Source organism: Salinirubellus litoreus, assembly GCF_037335815.1.
Classification (GTDB): Archaea; Halobacteriota; Halobacteria; order Halobacteriales; family Haloarculaceae; genus Salinirubellus; species Salinirubellus litoreus.
In genome coordinates, this window is the sequence record NZ_CP147841.1 from 747077 (window position 1) to 765206 (window position 18130).

Consider the following 18130-nt stretch of genomic DNA (forward strand, 5'->3'; position numbering starts at 1 on the left):
GAAAATTCAAAATTGAAATATGATACCACTGGCATATCCCGCCGCGGCCGGCGCGCTACTCGTCGTTGGTGCTATTGCCGACCGCGCAGTCAAATCAGCCGCCGAGAACGACGCGACGACAGACACAGGCACAGACGCATCGGACCCAACAGACGAGTCCAGCGACATCGATCACTCGTACCAGCCCAACCCCGGCCTCGACAGCACCAACACGGACGCGACCGTCGACGAACACGAGGACACCGGGGCGGCGAGTGCGGGGACCGCCGAGGTTAATGGCGACGAGGAGACAGCAACCCAGAACATCGAGTTCCAGTTCGAATACGACGAGCCCGACCCGGACGACCCAGACGGCGAACCTCGCCGCATCACTAAAACCATCACAGGAAGTGCGTTCCTTGGTAAGCTCGGCGACGCTATTCGTGTGCTCGGGGTCGACCGGCATCGCGAGGCCCAGTTCATCGAGGATGAAGTCGGGAAGATGCTCGCCCAACACCTCGATGGCGAACTCGTCGAGACGACTGCGAACGCCTTCGCCCCTGACGGCGGTATCGACGTTACCGTCATCACCGAGAACGGAAAGAAGATCTATCAGGTCAAGCACCACGGTACCCCGGTTGGGGCCGACACCGTGTCCGCGTACGAGCATCTTGACGGCATCTTCTCCACCAACGGCTTCCGCGACTCCGCCGCACCCAGCAAATTCGGCCTCGACGGATTCTCGTACGGCGATCTCCCCTGGTCGACGCCGGTAAATCACGAAGCCGGCCGGTTCATCAATGGTCTCCGAACTGCAGGGAGAGCAGTCGCCTCCGGCTTCCGATCCATCGCTGGGGCGATCAACACTGCGATGGGGAGCGTCAAGACCGCGGTGGGAAGTACCCCGCGGAGTATCCCAACGCGAGCGTGGCGCGTCGCCTCCACTCTCACCTCCCGCCTCGCGGTCGGCGCGAACGCCGGAGTCTACTGGTTCCTCGGTCTCGCGGTGTGGCAGCAACTCCTTATCGCTGTAGCCGCCGTCGCCGTCGTCCTGGGTATCGCCTCCCTCATCTACCACGTCTTCTTCGACACCGAGAGCGCTTCCGACACGGGCCTCCCGAACGTGCGTCGTCAGTCCACCGCCTGACTCCCACGTCCTCGCTTACGACACGATGTTCTACTCGGCGCGCCTCTTGGACACAGTCGAATCGCCGGAAAGCACCGGCTGAAAGGAGCGCTCGTTACTGGACCAGCAGGAAGTTCGCATATGCAAATAAGATTTCAACTGGGGCGGCTAGTCAGCGCCGATGTGGGCGCGGAGCGAGCCCGCGGGACTGCGCGCAGCGGGGGCTTCGGAACCGATCGCCTCGGATGCCGAAACGGCGGGCGACCCGGAACACAGGGCAGTCCACGATCGAGCGCGAAACTCCCGAGCGATCGAGGTCGCTCGACTTATCCAGGAGCCGTTAGAAGATGCGTGCTGAATACAGGGCGCGGTTATCTCAAAAGATGCGTACGGTAATCCCCCTGCTTACCCCCGCGTTGGTCTGCGATCTCCCAATCGAGGAACGATTCAGGCATTAAGGAGGCGTTTGCCCCGGTGTCCATACTCCCTACTGAATCGGGACACTGAGCGGCTCACTCTTCTTCATCGAAGGCCGCCAGAAGCACCGGTTGTGCCCATTCGACGAGTCCGGCGCACGCGTCGGCGACCATGTCGATGTCTTCCGCGCGGGACGCAGAGACGGTGATCGGCTCCATCCACGCAAGGTCATTCACGCCGGATTCGTTGACGCGATACGGATCGCCGTCGTGGGCATTCGCCTGTAGTGCGGCTCGGACCGTCTTGACCGCGCTGTCGTCGACTTCGCTCGCGTTCAGCCTGATTTGTGCCTCTCGGCCTGCCTCGTTGCCCGGGAGATACACCTCGTACCAGAGTCCAGGGGGCGTACTGGATTCGACCTTCACTTTCGTTCCCGTGGATCGGGCTGTCGTGATACCGGCTTGCTGGGTGACCCGAGGGGCAAGTCGGTCGCAAATGGTGCCAGTGAGATCCGAGAAGTCCGCCGAGGAGCGCTTCGGTCGGACTCGGGAAAGGGGGTAGTCGACGACCGTTGAGGAGACGAGAAACGAGTCACCTGACTGGTCGACGAACCGTCGCACCTCGACACACTGGACCGCAAGCCCCTGTTCGAGGAGATATCGAGCGTTCGACTCGGTTCTGGGAGTGATCTCCTCGGCGAGGATCACCATCCGCTGGTGTTGGTTGAACGCGTCCATCGCTACGTCGCCGCCGAAGAATTCCTGATGCGCCTCAAGGAGGGAGTCCGCGATCGGCGTCGCGTGTCCGACCTCCCATTTGTCCGCCAACACATCGTCCTTGTAGGCAGTATAGATCTCGTCAAGGGCCTCGTACTCGTATCGGCTCAGCGACTGGGCGTAGTTCTGTGGCTGGCTGAGGATCGTCTCTTCGCTGGCACTCCCGGAACCGCTCTTTCCTTTCTTGAGTTCGACGACGACGACGTTCCCCCACTGATCGAGAGCGAGGAGGTCCAGGAATCCGGTATCGAGGGCGTACTGTCGTCCGAACACGAGTAGCGGCTCGTCGAGGATGACGTGCGGGTTCAGGTTCAGCCAGGACTCGAGTTCCCACTCAGTCTCGGCGGCGACGTACTGGAGCGCATCTGCCTCCACTTCGGATCTCTCCGGATCAAAATCAAAGAGTCTCATTCGGATACCCAACCCGTTCGGCGCCATTAAAGTGTAGTTTGTTGATAAATAGTGAGTCGGTGAGGGATAGTCACAACTCGCAGACGGAGGCGAAGTCACTATCCACCTCATCGTAAGCGGCACCCACACTGGAACTCTCGGGGGTGTTGAACCGACCGGCAACGAGTTTCAGGTCGGGATGATTGCTATCTCCGCACTCGGAGACGGGGCAGTAGTCGAACAACACGCGACGGGGGACATATTCCAGTTGTTCCTCCAGATGGATGTCGTCAAGTCTCAGATTTTCGAACTAACCAGCGCCATATATACACCCTCTGTATTCAGCACAGACGCTCGAGAACATCCCGAACCAGACATAGACTAGACTAATGGCCTCGGTGGGACGGGAACTGACCGGCGCGCGAACCGACGAGCAGCACCGGCGAATCCCCGCAGTGGAGCGGGCGGGCCTGCAAAGGCCGGCTGATGACTTCTCCTCGCGTCTTGCTTACGCGCTCGCGCACTCAGGCTCTCCGGGGACCCAAGCCACTGGGAGGACCACCGAGCGCGAACGCTGCGCGAAGAAAGACCGCGAGAACGGACACCGAGGATGACCGCCACACCGCGGGACACCCACGGCTGGAGGATTCGAAACTCCGGGTTCATAGTCCCACCAGAACTACTGCCAGAGGTTACATAGTCCACACGTGCGAGACGTTTGGTATGGCCAACACGAACGACGTCCAGGAGTACAATCGGAAGCTCCAGAACCAGCTTGAGTTGCTCGCTGAAGCCGATATCGAGGAGTCCGACCGTGAAGAGATTCGCGAGTTCGTGAACTACCTTGAGGTCCGGACCGACAATGACCGGGGAACGATTATCTCGAACCTGAACCGACTCCGCCTCTCTGCCGAGCGGGGTGATACACCACTTACTGAGGCGAACGAGAGCCACATCACCGCCCTCATAGGAACGCTCAAACGCGAATTCGAGCTCAAGGAGGGAACTCTCCGCGAGTACCGGAAGGCTCTCCGGAAGTTCTATAAATGGCGTGGCGTCGAGTGGGGTGAAGACCTCAAGGTCGGCCCCTCGCCGAAGCGAACCGTCGACCCGGACCAGCTCCTCTCCGAGGACGAAATTGAGGCCATCCTCAACACCGCCGAGAATCCCCGCGACAAAGCCGCCATCGCACTGCTCGCCGACACGGGGCTCCGCATCGGGGCACTCGCAAGCCTCCGCGTCCGAGACATCGACCTCTCCGAGCAGCCGGGGACCGTCAGCATCAACCAGGAGGCGAACGTAAAGGGTGCGAGCGGTAGTGTCCCGATGACGTGGTCGCGCGGCTACGTCGGGAGCTGGCTCGACGTCCATCCACGCCGCGAGGATCCTGACGCCGCGCTCATCCACAAGCACGCCGGCCACCACACCGCCGGAGACGACGACGGCGCCCTCACCTACCAGTACCTCAGCCGACGCATCAAGGAGGTTGGCGAGCGTGCCGGGATCGAGCCCGAGCGCCTCAACGCTCACAACTTCCGGAAGAGCGCCATCACTCGCTGGATCCGCGAGGGATTCGACGAACAGAAAATCAAACACCGCGCGTTCTGGGAGAAGGACAGCCGCCAGTTCAAGACCTACTCGGGCATCACCGACGAGGAGATGAATGTCGAGATCGCCGATCACTACGGAATCGACGTCGGGGAGCGTGAGGCCGCCCGTCCCAACCTCGGTAACTGCCCCCAGTGTGGCTCGCCGCTCCGCGACTCGGCCCGGTTCTGTCCTGGATGTGGCGCGCCGCTTACCGCGGCGGCCGCGGACAGAACAGACGCTATCGATGACGCCACATTCGAGTCGATGGGTGCTGCGACCGGACAAGAGCGGAACTTCTTCACCGAGTTCCGACGCCGGTTCAATACTGATCCCGCCTTCCGCGAGCAGGTCGTCGGTGACGGCGATCATGCTGGGCCCTCCTGACGCCGATGCTCGGGGGCGTGCTCAAGCGCCCGCTTCGCGACGGTCGCGAGTGGGTACTCGTTGGGATCGAACCTGGCGATTCGCTTGAGGAGTTCCTCGTCGCTTAGATCTTCGATGCTGCCGTCGGGTGAGAGGAGTGGACTCTTCGTCATTCGGCCGCCCACCTCAAAGGTGTACTAATGCTATTTGTCGGTCCCACAGTCGAGCGGGCGCCGCTGCTGTATCCAATGAATAGTGATGGGTCAGCGACTAACCCCTCTATATGGCCCTCTTTCCGGATGCCGAACGCCGTAGAGCCGGTGTCAGCAGTGTGACGTGCGGTCGTATGATCGCTATTTTCTGGATTTTTATTATATTCCATGGGTCAAGTTCCGCTTCTCGCTCAATGGAGGAACAGCCAGACTGACCCAAATGCTCATACTGCCGGAGGCTGTACCCCCCGACAGGAGCAGGGTCGAAGCTGCTCCGCCGTGCGACGAGAGCTTCGAACTGCTGCACCGGACTTGCCTTGGAACAATGTCGGTGCGGCAGTTCGGACGTTACTACCTTGGAGACTCGTTGATCGCCTCCGGTTCGTATTGTCTCACCATCAGTTCTAATACTTCGTCGTAGGTCTGCCCACCACGCTTCTGAGCTTTCACCATATCCCTGATTCGCTTCGAACAAGGTATCGATGAGTTGGTGGGCATACACCGCCCGATTAGGTGGGGGGGATTAAATCGATTGTGAGCGTAACAATGCTCTGTTACGCACTCATGGGCCGAGAAGAACGGGGAAAGGGGATTCTGACCGAGAAAGATAAGCAGTACTTGCGAGAGGGAATTGAACTGACCGGTACTCAAGAACGGATACAAAGACAGCGGATGCGCGAACGCATTCGGAACGGGATAATTGACTTCGCGCTCATATTCGCACACTTAGATGAGAGAGACCGGAAACAGATCCTCTTCGATAAAGAAGGATCGTCAGCTGGGTACAATCTCCAGGGTGAGAAAAGAAGGGCACCATCTGAATTAGAATGGGATCTGATCGAACCCGACGTAGAGGCGCCACCGATCTTCACCGGAGGATTGCGGCATCTCCATGCGTTCGCGTACCTCTGTATGCTCGATTTTCTCGAGCTATGTGGAGACTCAGACAATGTGGAAACCGTGTATCGAAACTCCGACAATGTGGAGCGAATCTATGAGGAATGGGCATTCCATCCTGATCAAGTTATCGAACAACTTGTCGAGGAGGGTATAAAGGACGCGTTTGGCAAGCATGATTTAATCGTCGAAACTAATGTTTCTATCGAAATAGGAAGCAGATTGATAGAATCCGGCGATCTCGACGATCTATTGAATCAGTTCCACAAAGGAACACGACTAACCGAGGGAGAAGTCGAGTGGCTCATCCAGACACGGCGTATCAGCTTCGAAGAGATGGTAAAGTGGATCAAAGATAGTGACCGGCATGCACCCAACGAATCAACAGACCAAGAAGGTAAAGACGAAGACGAAGACGAAGACGAAGACGAAGACGAAGACGAAGACGAAGACGAAGACGAAGACGAAGACGAAGACGAAGACGAAGACGAAGATGACTTCGATCCAAGTATCCAGTAGCATTTGACACCCCAGAGGCTGACAGCAAGAACTGCGATCGCTGCTATGAGCCGGAGATCTGTTTCCACCAGCTGATTAGAGCGTCTCCACAACCGAGGAACCGACCGGCAGCGACCTGACAGTGTGGGGAACGAGGCGACCAGACGCTACAAAGAAGGACGGCAGGGTGTGTTACTGTGAAGGGGGCATCCGTGTTCGGTTAAGAACGTGAATCGGTAGACGACGATGACGTCGCCTGAATCCTGCCCGATTCCAGATCGAGATTGACATCTCCCGCATTGAACCTCGAACCCAGCGTTCTCGAGAACTCCATATCGTCCGTCGAGGGTGGATGGAGCTTAACCGAACACGAATGGGAGAGAACCCTTGCTTCAACTCGCTCGCACAACCACCATAACCCTCGTGACCCCTCGAACCCAGGTGACTCCAGGTCCCGTCATGCGATTTTCGGGGGCCAACGCGCGCGCGATCCCAGGCCTGGGGCGGGCAAGTTTGTACCCTGGGGGTGACCTGGGGGTGACCTGCCGACATCTTGGTCGGATCCTGCTGATTTCCTGGGGGTAGCCTGGGGGGTGGTCGGGCGGTCTATGGGGCTAACATTGCTAGCTGCTGGCGACGATAACCCCTCTGTCACGATACGAACCTGGGCTCCCGTCAGACACCCGTCCGACGCCTCCCAAGTCGTCAAGCATCGAGCTATCCTATCACACGTGGAGTGAGAACGACTACGAGCCATGCCGAGCCGTGCATCGCCAGATATCGGGATTTCAGGCGCCTCTCTCGCCCGATCCACGCAGACGATCGTCTCGGGCTGCCACCGCTCGGCGAGGCGATCCCCGAACTCGTCGAGGGCTGCCTCCGTCGCGTCGTCATGGATCATGGCGCTGTGTTCGGCGCCGTCCCAGGACCCATCAACCCGGCCCGACCACAGGGTATCGGAGGGTCTGGGCAGGGTATATGCGTAGTCGACCCTGTCGATATCAAGGGGTGATACACCGACGGTGGAGCAGCGATCGATTGTCATCTAGCTGTTCTAGCGACCGTCGTCGCTGGCGAGACCGACGCCGTCGCGGACGGGCACCCCGCCGACTGTGAGTGCGGGAAGGACGCGACGGTCGCGTACTGGCCGTGCTACACGGCCAGCTACGGCTTCGAGACCGACCCCCGACGCGGGCGGTTGAGGACGGAACGTGTGAGTAGTGCGACGACGACCTCGCGGGAGCGATCGCGGTCCGTGTCGACGATTGGACCGCGTTCTGCTGTCAGGAGTGCGAGGACGAGGCCCGAGCGGCCGTTCCCAGGACGTGCATCCTTTGCGTGCTCCCTGCGGTCGAGACGGAGGGTCGACATGACGGTGTGGCTCTCCGAGAGCGAGGGCGACCAGCTCCTTGATCACGCGAGGACGGTCAGATAGTCCATGCCGTGGTGACAGAGCAGTACACCGAGTACGGAGACATCCTGCGGGAATTCGTTGAGCACTGGGAGCGACAGGGCCATCAGGTCTTCCTAATAAAAGACGAACTGGCCGTCTGCGAGGTCATCGAGCGGATCGCCACACCCTCTCGGAGACGGACTTCGTTGTCAGGTTGTAGGGCTTCTGTTCGTCAGCCGTTCCAGAGTACTACATAGGACGCTCACCGGCGATATCGTCCTAGGTAGATCTGGTAGCGCAGCTTAGTTTAGTGATGGTGGTGACACCAAGTGAAGTTACTGGATTATTGTCACACCGTGATCGATGTCCTTCCGGATTAGTACTCGGTCGTAATGAGAGATAGGCATGGTTCCAAGGACGACCCCTTTCGCGCGTCGATAGACCCACAATTCGATATTATCTCCGGCTAACTACCGATCACGTATCATTTGAAAGCCATTGAAGACTGGCCTCCGACCCGCAATCAACAATCCGGCTGTGTGTAGACAAAGGGATCGATGATGTCCTTAGCTTGGCCAGGTCGGTGTTCGCCCCTGATACGTGACGACGAAGAGGATATCCTCAATCTCTTCGTTCTTGATCGCCTCGCTCACCGGCCGCCCGTCGGAAAGCGGCTCCGTCAGGTCCAGGGTCCACGTACCCGCAGTCGGTGTCCCGATCATACCGGTCCAGCTCCCGGCATTGCCACGGCGGGTGCTGATGACGCCGTCGACAGAGCTCGCGCGTCCACCGACTGAGCCCGCACTTTCGTCTGAGATGAAACTAAGATCAGCAGACACTTCGAGGACCGTTCCCTCCTGCCGAACGAAGTACAGGACAACGTGCTGGACCGTACAGGACTCGATATTCGGTGGAAAGTCCTCGCGTTGGGTCTGGAACTCGACAACCATAGGCGCGCCCGTGTCGGGATCGACGAGCTCGGGATGATTTAGATCATACCATTCGTCGGCGAACTCTTGGCGGAAGCTGAAGGGGCGATCAGCACTGATGGTGTCGTCGAGTTCCTGGATGACCTGCTCGCGGTACACGGAACTCTCAAGCGCGGTGTATTCGATCGTCACCAGTACGTCGGCGATGGTGTCGAAGTTGAACTGGTTGGCGGCCTTGGGGAGCTGGAACTCCCAGGCGGTGGCCACACCCATGCTCTCGAAGGGCAAGAGCTTCTCCGAAATCTGGGGCGTGAGTTCGAACAGCCCGGTGTCGCTGTTAGGCGAGCTAAGGGTGATTGACTCGGGTGGCCGGTTCACCCGTGTCTCTTGGAAACGGCCATCGGTGCCGGTCACGACACGCGAGAGACCCGTCGTCGAGAGCGTCGCCTTGATACCCTCGGTAGGTGGAATCAGAGCAATAACCGAGGTGCGGACCCGCTTGATCAGCCGCAGGTAGTGGCCCGGGAAGTCACGATCGAACAGATCCATGGGTGTATCGAAGCGCAGCACGCCCGTCTCCCGGAAACGCTGAAACTCGGCCGGAGCGAGACCGGCCAGAGAAATCGTCTTGGTGAGCTGCAGTTTGCGCTCGTCAGTCTCGAAGGCATACAGATCGAGTTCCTCGACATCCCGGAGTAGCCGGGTCGACCCGGTGAGGCCACGTCGATCCGGATCGTCATCATCGGTGCCGTATCCCGCGCCCATGCCGAGTGGAGCTTCCCAGTAGTCCGCTTGCACGATTGGTGGCGGCACCTCCTGGCGCTCGAAGGCCAGTTGATTCTCTGCGAGGTTGGCCATCGATGTCGCGTGCTGTAGGAAGAACCGGTACACGCCCTCCAGCACACCACTCATCCAGTCGTAGAGTTCGACATTGGTGAACTTGGTAGCTAGGAACTCGGCGGTCTCAGCGGCGTGACCGGCTTGCAATTCGGCGATCTGACGCTCTTGGCCCACGACGCGGGCGCGGTCATGGGCCAGTCGGATCTGCTGACTGCCGATACGGAGATCCTGCCGCGCCAAATTTCGTTGAAGCTGCCATTCTTGCCTACGGCGCTCGTAGCTGGCCATCGTAGAGAAGATGTTTGCCAACGTCTGCAGCTTCCCGCTTGGACTATAACTTGAACTGACACTTGGGCCAGTAATGCTAGCACTGACACTGATGCTGTCAGGGACACTTAGCGATAGCCACAGCATATTGAGTGCAATTTCTTCGTTTGCGATTCTTCCCTCGTTTAGGAGGTCCTGGAAGTGGTCGACCTGTATTTCAGCCCGTCGCCGCTGCAACTCGGCCAGCTCCACGCCGTCCTCTGCTTCCCGGATGCGAAGATCCTGTAGCCGTACGCCAGCACGGGTAAGCCCGAGTTCTTGGCGGGCCTTCAGCTGCTGGAAGTACTCGGCATCCCGCTTTTCGAGCGTCGAGAGGAACGCGGCTTCTAGCTGCTGGGCCAGCCCGACGAGCCGTTTTGCCCGTTCGATGAGCACATCGTACCGGAAGGGAGTCGGCTGAAGGGTGATCGTCTCAGGTAGCACAATCTCACCGCTGCCACCGATCGTGGGCATCCCGGTCTCAGTATTGGTCGGCGCTGCGTACGGCTCAAGTTGCCGCTCGTCGCCAGCGATGTTGCGGCAGGTGCGCATCTTGTAAAGGTTCAACTCGGCGGTAAGACGAAGGGTAGAAAGCACCGGGTTCGGAGGAACACAGAAGCTGAACGTGGCCGCTGGGAGGTACCAAGGCGCGTAGGCTCGAGCCACCTGTACGGCATGTACAGGGGCCACGAACGCGATTCCAGCGAGCGCCGGAGCCTCTCTCATATTTCCGCCGATAGGGATGCCGGGCTCCGGCTCGTCTCCATCTGCCGGACGGGCGGTCCCACCCACCATCAGAAAGTCCTCTCGCTGGCGGAGCCAAGGGAGTCTGATTTTGTCGGCCGCCGGTGTCGCGTGGTCCGCCTCTAAGTTCGCCATGCCGATCCCCGAGATATCGGCGACGGCGCGAAGGTGATCTCGTCTTGCAGTCGATGAGAGTTCCCTGACAGCCGTGGCGATTTCCGGGTCACGGAGTAAGATACCGTGGGCTTCCTTCGTCGTCTCGGGTTCAGTTTCGACCACCTGTGCCAGACGTGGTGAGGGTGGCTGGGTGGCACGAGCCTCAACGACTACGCTGCGTGCTGCTTCGAGCCGCGCCGGCAGGTCGTTGTTGGTGGCCACTAATTCCCGACTTACGCCGGTGATAGCCGCCTCTAGCGTTCTCCGGTCGCGGATGCGGCGAAGAGTCACTTTGATCTCATCCCAGACGGCAACCTGGTCCGGAGTCCAGGCATTGAGCTCCGGTCCGATTTCGATGTCCAATTCGCCGATCAGATTGTCACAGCCGGGTCGCTCCTGGTTCAGCTCCGGCCGGCCGAGCAGTTCCAGCGCGGTCGTGTAGAGAGTACGAGCACGGGGGAGTGCTTCCGCGGTATCGCGGGTGAACTCCGCATCCGCGAAGGCCAAGAGGCAACGCACCACCGAGAGGAGGGTGAAACGGGTGTAGGTGTCAGCCCGTGTGCCAGCGATCGAATGCGGATTGAGTGGATCCAACCACCACTCTGCGGCGCGCTCGTACCCGGTGGTCGGGGACGATTCCTGTGTCAGGTAGTGTGAGATCTTCCGCCGAGATCCGGTACCGCTGTAATCATACACGGTACGGAACCAGTCCAGAGCCGCTGTATACTGCGTCCGCTGCTGGAGTTGCAACGCAAGGTGGACCGGAACGAAGTAGTAGGCCTCTTCGAGGTAGGCCAGTACCGAAGCAGGGGCGTCAGCGTTATGCTGGAACGCATCTCGGATCTGGGCGCGCCGGACCTGGAGTTCGTCGGACGAGAGTTCCTCTGTGAGTTCGAACGGCTCGGTCACGTCTGGCGCTACCGAGTGCGGATCGGTCGGTGTTAGGCTGCTGTTCTCGCCCCGATCGACGCTCGAGCGGACGAAGACCGTTCGAGGCTCGGGGCCGACCCAGAGCTCCTCCCTGGCCGCTCCCGGAGCGTTGATCGGCCGCATCATCATCATCACCGGGGCAACGACTTCTTGACCCCTCGTCCCGGTGGTCTGGTGATAGGTTACTCGGCTTGGCAACTCCGACGGCGCGCTTCCAGATCCCAGGACGATCCGATTGAGCCCAGAGAACCCCCCGAGTGAAATCATCTCCTCCGAAGTGTCTCGTTCTTTGAATCGGATCGTGTCCGGGATGTCATTCGAGATCCCAAGTTCGTTGAGCCGTCGTTCGAAGAGTCCTAGAAGTACTTCCTTTAGTGAGCGATGTGGCTCGGTCAACCGCCGAACCAAATCGTCTGCGTGCTTCCACGCGCTCCATCCCGACTCCGCCTCGTCTTCTAATTTGCCCGCAATCCACTCGATCAAGAGGCGTCCGCGGTGAGGATAGATGAAATCGGCGTGCTCCCCGTGTGGATCCTCATCCCGTTCGAGGGTGAAAAACTCGAGAAGGTTCATTCCCGAGTACCCCGTGCTATCTTCGATCACTGAACCTGCGAGGGAGAGTCCGGTTACGCCCTGAAGCCAGTGATCGAACCCTTTACTATCCTCGTCGAACGTCGAGATTGTTCGGCGTCTCAGTGGCGATGGGGACCGCTGAAGGGACATGTAGCGCGTCGGGGTACCGTTACGCTGTCGGGAAAACGCATACACGTGCTCCGAGCCTGGCCAGGGGAACGCTCCGAGGTAAGTGTTAAATTCGGGCGTCAGGGCCCGCCACATCCCGTCATCCCGCTCGCCGAAGAGGCGGTAAAAGAGCTGAGAGCTTCTGCCCCGCGTGATGAGATAGTACTCATCCGGCGCGGGTTCGATCATCGCATGGAGTTCGGAGAACTCCCGGGCCTTGAGACGGCCGACCAGGGGGTCCCAGTCGCCGTCTTCCCAGTCGGTGCCAGCCTGGTTCAGGAGGCGCTCGTAGATGGCGCCGCCGGAACTGAAGATGGCCAAATGGGGCGGCTCGTTTTCCCGATTACGCTGCTTGACGGCGGCTGAAAATCTCGTTGCGTCTTCGGGCGCCTCCAAGTCGGTCGCTTTGTCGATCCACTCGTCTCCTGCCAAGTCGTACCGGATGTAGACGAGCTGATGCGCACCCGCGTCCTGCACGCGGACGAAAAGATAGACGTAACGCTCCTCGTCGGTGATGGCGTACGTCGTGGCGCCGACGACCTCGCTTCCCCGCTTGAGGCCGGGAACCGGCGTCCAGAAACTCTGGGCGTGCGGGGTTTCATCGTGAGGGTCGTACCGAGAGTAGTAGACCGTATCGGTGGCGCCGCCCGTCGCGAACAGATACACGAAGTGGCGGTCTCCCTCGAAGGATCTGGCCCGGCAGCCATCGTCGTAGGCGTCGGTGCGGGCCACAACGGAGGCCTCCAGTGTGAGCGTGCATACGTCGCGGAAATAGTCGGCGTACGCGTTCGCCGCTTCACAGGCGTCCTCGGGAGTCAACCGCGTGTTGGTCCGGGTTTCGGTGACAAGCTGTCGGAAAGCCGGGGTCTGTCGAGAACGCAAGCTCGGCAGAAGGACGTTCTCGGGATAGAGGAATACTAGCATTGCAGCGCGCCAGGCTTCGTAGGAGCCGAGCCACTCCCACGCCTCGTCGAAGTCATCATCATCGAGCAACAGGTCTGGATGTGTATCTTGGAGCTGGTTGGTCCGCACGGACCAGAGCAGCAGCTGGAGCGTCGTGCCGGCCTGGGCAGCACGGGTCGTCAGCTGACAGCCATCGGCCCGGGTGTCGATCAACAGCTCGTCGGAGAGGACGTTCGCCCGCGCATCAGGGGTGAGGCCATCGGCGTCGCTGGCTTCGATAAGGGCGTCTCGCAGCTGGAGCAGCACGTCTTCCTCGACTGCGCTGACCGTCCCGTGCAGTTCGTCAGCGGCCGACTGCGTTTGGTCGATGCGTGACTGCAGGGTCTGTTCCCACTCGCGTCGTGCGGACACCGTCGCCCGCCAGTCCGGGAGCGGTTCCGGCTGTGGGGGTGGAAATTCGAGAGCTGGAGGCTCTGGGATCTGAAAAACGTCTGGTCCGAGGGTGATGTGGTGTTCTCGTTCCTGTCTTCGCCACGAGGCGAATTCACGGCGCTTTCTCACCTGCACCAGTATGGCATCGACGCTCGTCCATTCCTCATCTAAGATGGGGGCTTCATCCTTGGCTGCGCGACGGATCCCGAGTAGGTACTCGAATGACTCGTTGGTGAGGTGGAGCTGCTCAAGACGTGGCTCGATATCTTCACCCGCGTCGCGCCGAGCGGCCAGCACCTCGAGTTCCGTCGCGGGCACGCCAACGCTGTCTTCGAAGTTCGCATCGAACGCCGCTACATCAGTCGTCTCCTCATCGTCCCGTACCGCTTCGAGCGCATCTGCCTGTGTCTTGACAAACTCGCGCCGCGCCTGCCACAGTTCCGCGGCTTCGCCCGTCAGTGAGTCCTGTAGATCGTTCGCACGAATCAGATCCGGGTCGATGTGTGGTGTCTGGCTGCGCCGCTGAAGTGCCTGCTGCCATTCACTCCGGGCCTGGGTCGTCGCGCGCCAGCGAGCTAGCCGAGCCTTGAGGGTGTTCCAGTAGACCAGGCCTTCGGCTGCTTCCTTGGCCTGCCAGTCATCGTACTCGTGTTTCTCCTTGCGAGCCGAGACGAGAAGCGCGACAATCTCCTCAATAGCCTCCGTGGTCGGCCGGTTCGCGGGATCGGGGTCGTTGGCCTCGGCCCGCACGTCCATGAGCCGCTCGAACATCTCCAACGTTAGGTGGAGATCGTCCTCAAGCCGGCTCTGTGCCTCCGCGGCCACAGCGGGATCGTTACTGTGCAGATCGTCGCGGAGGTTATCCAGGTCGTGCTGCAGTGAATCGCCCGGCTGTTCGTGGCCTAGTGCCTGCCGGAGCAGCGTCTCGAACCCATCGTTCTCGTACGCGTCGCTCAGCTCCTCCCGAATGGTTTCGAGTTCACTGTGGCGATCATCGAGCAGATCGATGGCGGTCTGGCCGACCGTTGATTCTGCGAGATCCTTCCGGTCCCGCTTCTCGGGATCGATTAGTGGCTCTTCGGTGGGCATAACCGGCGGCCAATCGCCGACTGCGGGCTCACGCAAGGAGATCCAGAATAGTTCTGGACCGAACGCGACTGGCTGATCCCCCTCTTCGTCGATCCAGGTGGTGTACAGGGCCTGCTTTTGTGCCTGTACCAGAATGGAGAAGAAGGCCCGCCATTCCTCGTCAGTGACCGGGTCGCGACGTGGATCGGCTACCCAGGCTGTCGCTTTGTCCCGGAGCGCCACGAGACGGTTGAACGCCTCTACTGTCAGGTGCAACTCCTCATGAAGTCTGATGGCAGTTGTCTCGACATCACTCGCATTGCCTTGAGTCAAGTCGTCGCGGAGCGTGCTGAACGTGTCGGGTGGCATCGTATCAGCCCACGGCGTGACGTCGGTAGTGTCGTACGTGACTGGCTGGTACATACGGTCGAAGAGGGCTGCGACGTCGGGCATCTCAACGTCAGCCCCATCCTCGTCTACGGCAGTCTCGGTCGGGCCGGCAAGCTCGTCCAACCGCTCGTCGACCCATTCACGTCGCTTGAGCCAGAGGTCGAAGGCAGTGGCACCGGCCTCGGGTTCGCGCAGATCGTCCGGGCCGATGAGATCCGGGTCGATGATGGGCAGCGGTGCCTCGGCGTCGTCACGATAGGGATCGGTCGGCCAGTCCTGTTTGAGCCAGCGGTCGCGCAGGGATTGCAACCGCGCGCTCAGGAGATACGGGATGGCGATGATCTCGACGGTGTCGGTATCCGCGACGTAGTCGACGTCTACCTTACCCAAGAGGGCCCCCTCGTCGACCGTCGCAACGGTGACCGGTCCCGTGGCCGTCGTCCGCTCGCCAGCGGCCACGAGCGCCGTCCTGTCCGGGTCGGAAAAGAGCTCGACTCGGACACCATCGACGGCCGGAGCGCCCGTCAGACTCACGTAGATCGTACCGTCCGGGTCGGTGTGCCGGGTCCACTCGACGCCATCAAGGTTCCAGTGCGTAATCTGCTCCGAGTCATCACCGCGCTTGGCACCCTCGGAGAGCGGGTCGCGGGTGGTATCAACCAAGCCGAAAAGCTGCTCAAGGGCGGGTTCCGTCAGAGCATCCGCGTTGGTGGCCGATGTGTCAGGGTCGAGGAAGAGACGATCGACCGCGTCACGAGGAATACCGAGGCGGTCCGCCAGTACGAGTCGTATCTCGGGTCCAGCAGTTCGGGCCGTACGGATCTCATCGAAAGATGTTCCGAGCTCGGTCAGAATCGCCGTGTATGCGTCTTCGAGGTACTTCTCGTGTTCCTCCGCGAGCCTCGCTTCAGCAGCCGAGTCACTGGGCGGGAGCTCGGAAGCGGCCAAGTATCTTCGCAACACGTCGATGCAAACGCGTACTTGGCAGACCTCTCGTTCCACCTCATCACACGCTGTCGGCAGATCGCCGAACGGCTGGTGAAACCGCTCTGTGAGGTCCGCCAGCGTGACCGCGACCGCATTGCCCTGGTCGTTCTCTTGCTTCAGGTAGGTCACGGTATAGTCCAGCAACTCGGCCAAGTAGGCTAATGGGCTAACTGCCGCTTCACAGTCCCGGCAGCTGCACGTGTTGGGAAACAGTGCGTCCAGATCAGCTTCGGGAATGCTGTCGGACAGAGCCGAGGGAAAGCCGCTGGCGTGGTTTGCCCGATAGGACGCGATAAGGTTGTTGAGGAACTGCTTCTGTACGTCTGCCTCAACCCGCACACTCGACGCCCCGACATCGCCCAGCACCTCCCAGTTGGTTCCGACGAAATCCGCTCGTGTGTGTCCGGCGATATCAGCGATGTTGTCCAACCCCTCGTCGATGAGATCGGAATTGAACTCCGTGTCGGTGGATAGTGTGCTCAGTCGGGCGTGAGCCTCAAGAGTAGGTATACCCGGATGCTCTGGGTCGACCCCATCGAGGTGAGTGATACCTCCCTCCCGACGGATGTCCGCGAGGGTTTCAACGTTGTGCTCGGATAGGGTCAATAGTAGATCAGCGGGCCGCTCCACGTTTGTCGTTTCGGCAACTTCCGTGACTGTCTTCCCTTCCTCCGCTGGAGCGTGGATTTCGACGACCTCTTTTTGCTCTCTCGGAGCAGATATTTCGGCGTTAGCGAGTTCTGTGCCGTCCTTTGCGATAATGTGCACCCGAAGGCGACGTACGTCTTCCGTGCCCTCTTCGTGGTCCACTGCGGACTCCTGACGCGGAGCGAAGTAGAGCAGAGTGAACAGCCCGTTGCTATCGGTGATTTCCCGACCCAGATCTCTGGGCTCAGGGCTGGCATCCAAGTCGAACCCGTGGATGGTGACCCCTTCTAGTGTCTTACTGGTGTCTTCGGTAAGCAGTCGACCGATCACCTCATGCGCGACCAAGAGCCCCTCCTCGATGCGGAGTTGTTCAACGCCGTCCATGATTGAGTCGAGCGACTCGCGCAGTCGGGTGGGAACGATGTTCTCTTCGATGGCGTTCACCAGGGCCGAGCGTAGCGCCTCAGATCCCTTCTCGAGAAGGGTTTCGAGCTCGAGAGAGAAGTCCAGCCGCCCCCAGCCGTAAAAGGATTCCGTGGGCAGGTTCGTATCTTGGGCGTGTCGAGACGCGGCGGCGAGAACCGTTATGTGCTGGCGGTCAGCCCCCGTCTCCTGTGCTAAGAAGTCGACGTCTTTATCCGTAAGTTCGGCCGGCTGTAGGCCCTCTAAGACCGGCTCTAACTCAGCCAAGAGCCGCTCGTATTCAGGGAGCTTTGGCTCATCGCTGGGGTCGACTACGAGATCAACCACCGCGACGGGCGGAGCGTTGAAAAAGGTCTCCGAAACGGCCAGCTTCTCACCTTCTTTGTCGAACGCGCGTACCACAAGGTCGGCACGCTCCTTCTCTCCTCGGGCGAATTGCTCTGCAGTGTAGGTGATCTCGTACGCCCCCCGCTCATCGGAGTGGACCTCTCCCAGTTGTTGCTGCTGACGTAGATCCTGATCGGTGACCCGAATCGTGGTGCGAGGAAGCGGCTCGCCGTCCTGCTGACGCACCGTCCCACTGACGGTGAATCGCTCCGGTTGCTGCGAGTCCACGGCCGCGTTGATCGCCTGCGCCGTCCGCTCGTCTACCTCGCCGGTTCGCTCTAACCCGTGTCGCTCTTGGAATTCCTCGACCACTCCGCGTGTTTTCGTGCCGAAGAACCCTTCGTCGATCTCGGAAGACGGGAGAGTGAAACCTAATGCCTGTAACTCCTCATGGAGTAACTCTACGTCAGGGCCTTTCATCCTGACACGCAATTCTCGGCCCTGGAGGTTCATGACGTCCTGAGAGGAGTACGGGTGACACCAACATCCCCCACATTGATGGCTGTGTTCGGGTAACGAATTGCCTCCTCTTTCGTGTCAAGTGATTGCATATTGGCCCAACCATATCGTCGAAAATATGGCGATTAATCGAAACAGAAGCATGT

Annotated in this window: 6 protein-coding genes and 1 pseudogene; 4 read left to right on the forward strand and 3 right to left on the reverse strand. The window is 60.1% G+C overall.

The genetic code is table 11. The features are described from left to right. Nucleotides 1-19: 19 nt before the first annotated feature. Nucleotides 20-1126, forward strand: coding sequence for a hypothetical protein (locus WDJ58_RS03755; protein ID WP_338916287.1), 1107 nt, complete (start codon nt 20-22; stop codon nt 1124-1126). Between the two features lie 491 nt (nt 1127-1617). On the opposite strand, the gene WDJ58_RS03760 is transcribed toward WDJ58_RS03755, so the two are convergent. Then, nucleotides 1618-2709: a hypothetical protein gene (locus WDJ58_RS03760; RefSeq protein ID WP_338916288.1), complete on the reverse strand. Its 1092-nt coding sequence runs from the start codon at nt 2707-2709 to the stop codon at nt 1618-1620. A gap of 85 nt (nt 2710-2794) precedes the next feature. On the opposite strand from WDJ58_RS03760, the pseudogene WDJ58_RS26320 reads away from it, so the two are divergent. Together WDJ58_RS26320 and WDJ58_RS03765 are read left to right on the forward strand one after the other, a co-directional pair. Beyond that, nucleotides 2795-3073 (forward strand): annotated as a pseudogene (locus tag WDJ58_RS26320) (ester cyclase); the annotation flags it as partial. A 338-nt stretch (nt 3074-3411) separates the two neighbouring features. Then, entirely contained in the window at nt 3412-4662 is a 1251-nt protein-coding gene (locus WDJ58_RS03765) for a tyrosine-type recombinase/integrase (RefSeq protein ID WP_338916289.1), read from the forward strand. On the opposite strand, the gene WDJ58_RS03770 is transcribed toward WDJ58_RS03765, so the two are convergent. Further along, nucleotides 4644-4814: a hypothetical protein gene (locus tag WDJ58_RS03770; protein WP_338916290.1), complete on the reverse strand. Its 171-nt coding sequence runs from the start codon at nt 4812-4814 to the stop codon at nt 4644-4646. The genes WDJ58_RS03765 and WDJ58_RS03770 overlap by 19 nt on opposite strands. A 603-nt stretch (nt 4815-5417) precedes the next feature. On the opposite strand from WDJ58_RS03770, the gene WDJ58_RS03775 reads away from it, so the two are divergent. Then, nucleotides 5418-6269 (forward strand): hypothetical protein, encoded by an 852-nt coding sequence (locus WDJ58_RS03775; RefSeq protein WP_338916291.1) that lies wholly within the window; start codon nt 5418-5420, stop codon nt 6267-6269. 1938 nt (nt 6270-8207) lie between these two features. Here the strand turns inward: WDJ58_RS03775 and WDJ58_RS03780 are convergent. After that, nucleotides 8208-17978 (reverse strand): neuraminidase-like domain-containing protein, encoded by a 9771-nt coding sequence (locus WDJ58_RS03780; protein ID WP_338916292.1) that lies wholly within the window; start codon nt 17976-17978, stop codon nt 8208-8210. Between the last annotated feature and the right edge of the window lie 152 nt (nt 17979-18130).

What these genes read in the sequence shown, in the direction of transcription:
- WDJ58_RS03755 (WP_338916287.1), top strand. Translation starts at nt 20, where the DNA reads ATGATACCACTGGCATATCCCGCCGCGGCCGGCGCGCTACTCGTCGTT.
- WDJ58_RS03760 (WP_338916288.1), bottom strand. Translation starts at nt 2,709, where the DNA reads ATGAGACTCTTTGATTTTGATCCGGAGAGATCCGAAGTGGAGGCAGAT.
- WDJ58_RS03765 (WP_338916289.1), top strand. Translation starts at nt 3,412, where the DNA reads ATGGCCAACACGAACGACGTCCAGGAGTACAATCGGAAGCTCCAGAAC.
- WDJ58_RS03770 (WP_338916290.1), bottom strand. Translation starts at nt 4,814, where the DNA reads ATGACGAAGAGTCCACTCCTCTCACCCGACGGCAGCATCGAAGATCTA.
- WDJ58_RS03775 (WP_338916291.1), top strand. Translation starts at nt 5,418, where the DNA reads ATGGGCCGAGAAGAACGGGGAAAGGGGATTCTGACCGAGAAAGATAAG.
- WDJ58_RS03780 (WP_338916292.1), bottom strand. Translation starts at nt 17,978, where the DNA reads ATGAACCTCCAGGGCCGAGAATTGCGTGTCAGGATGAAAGGCCCTGAC.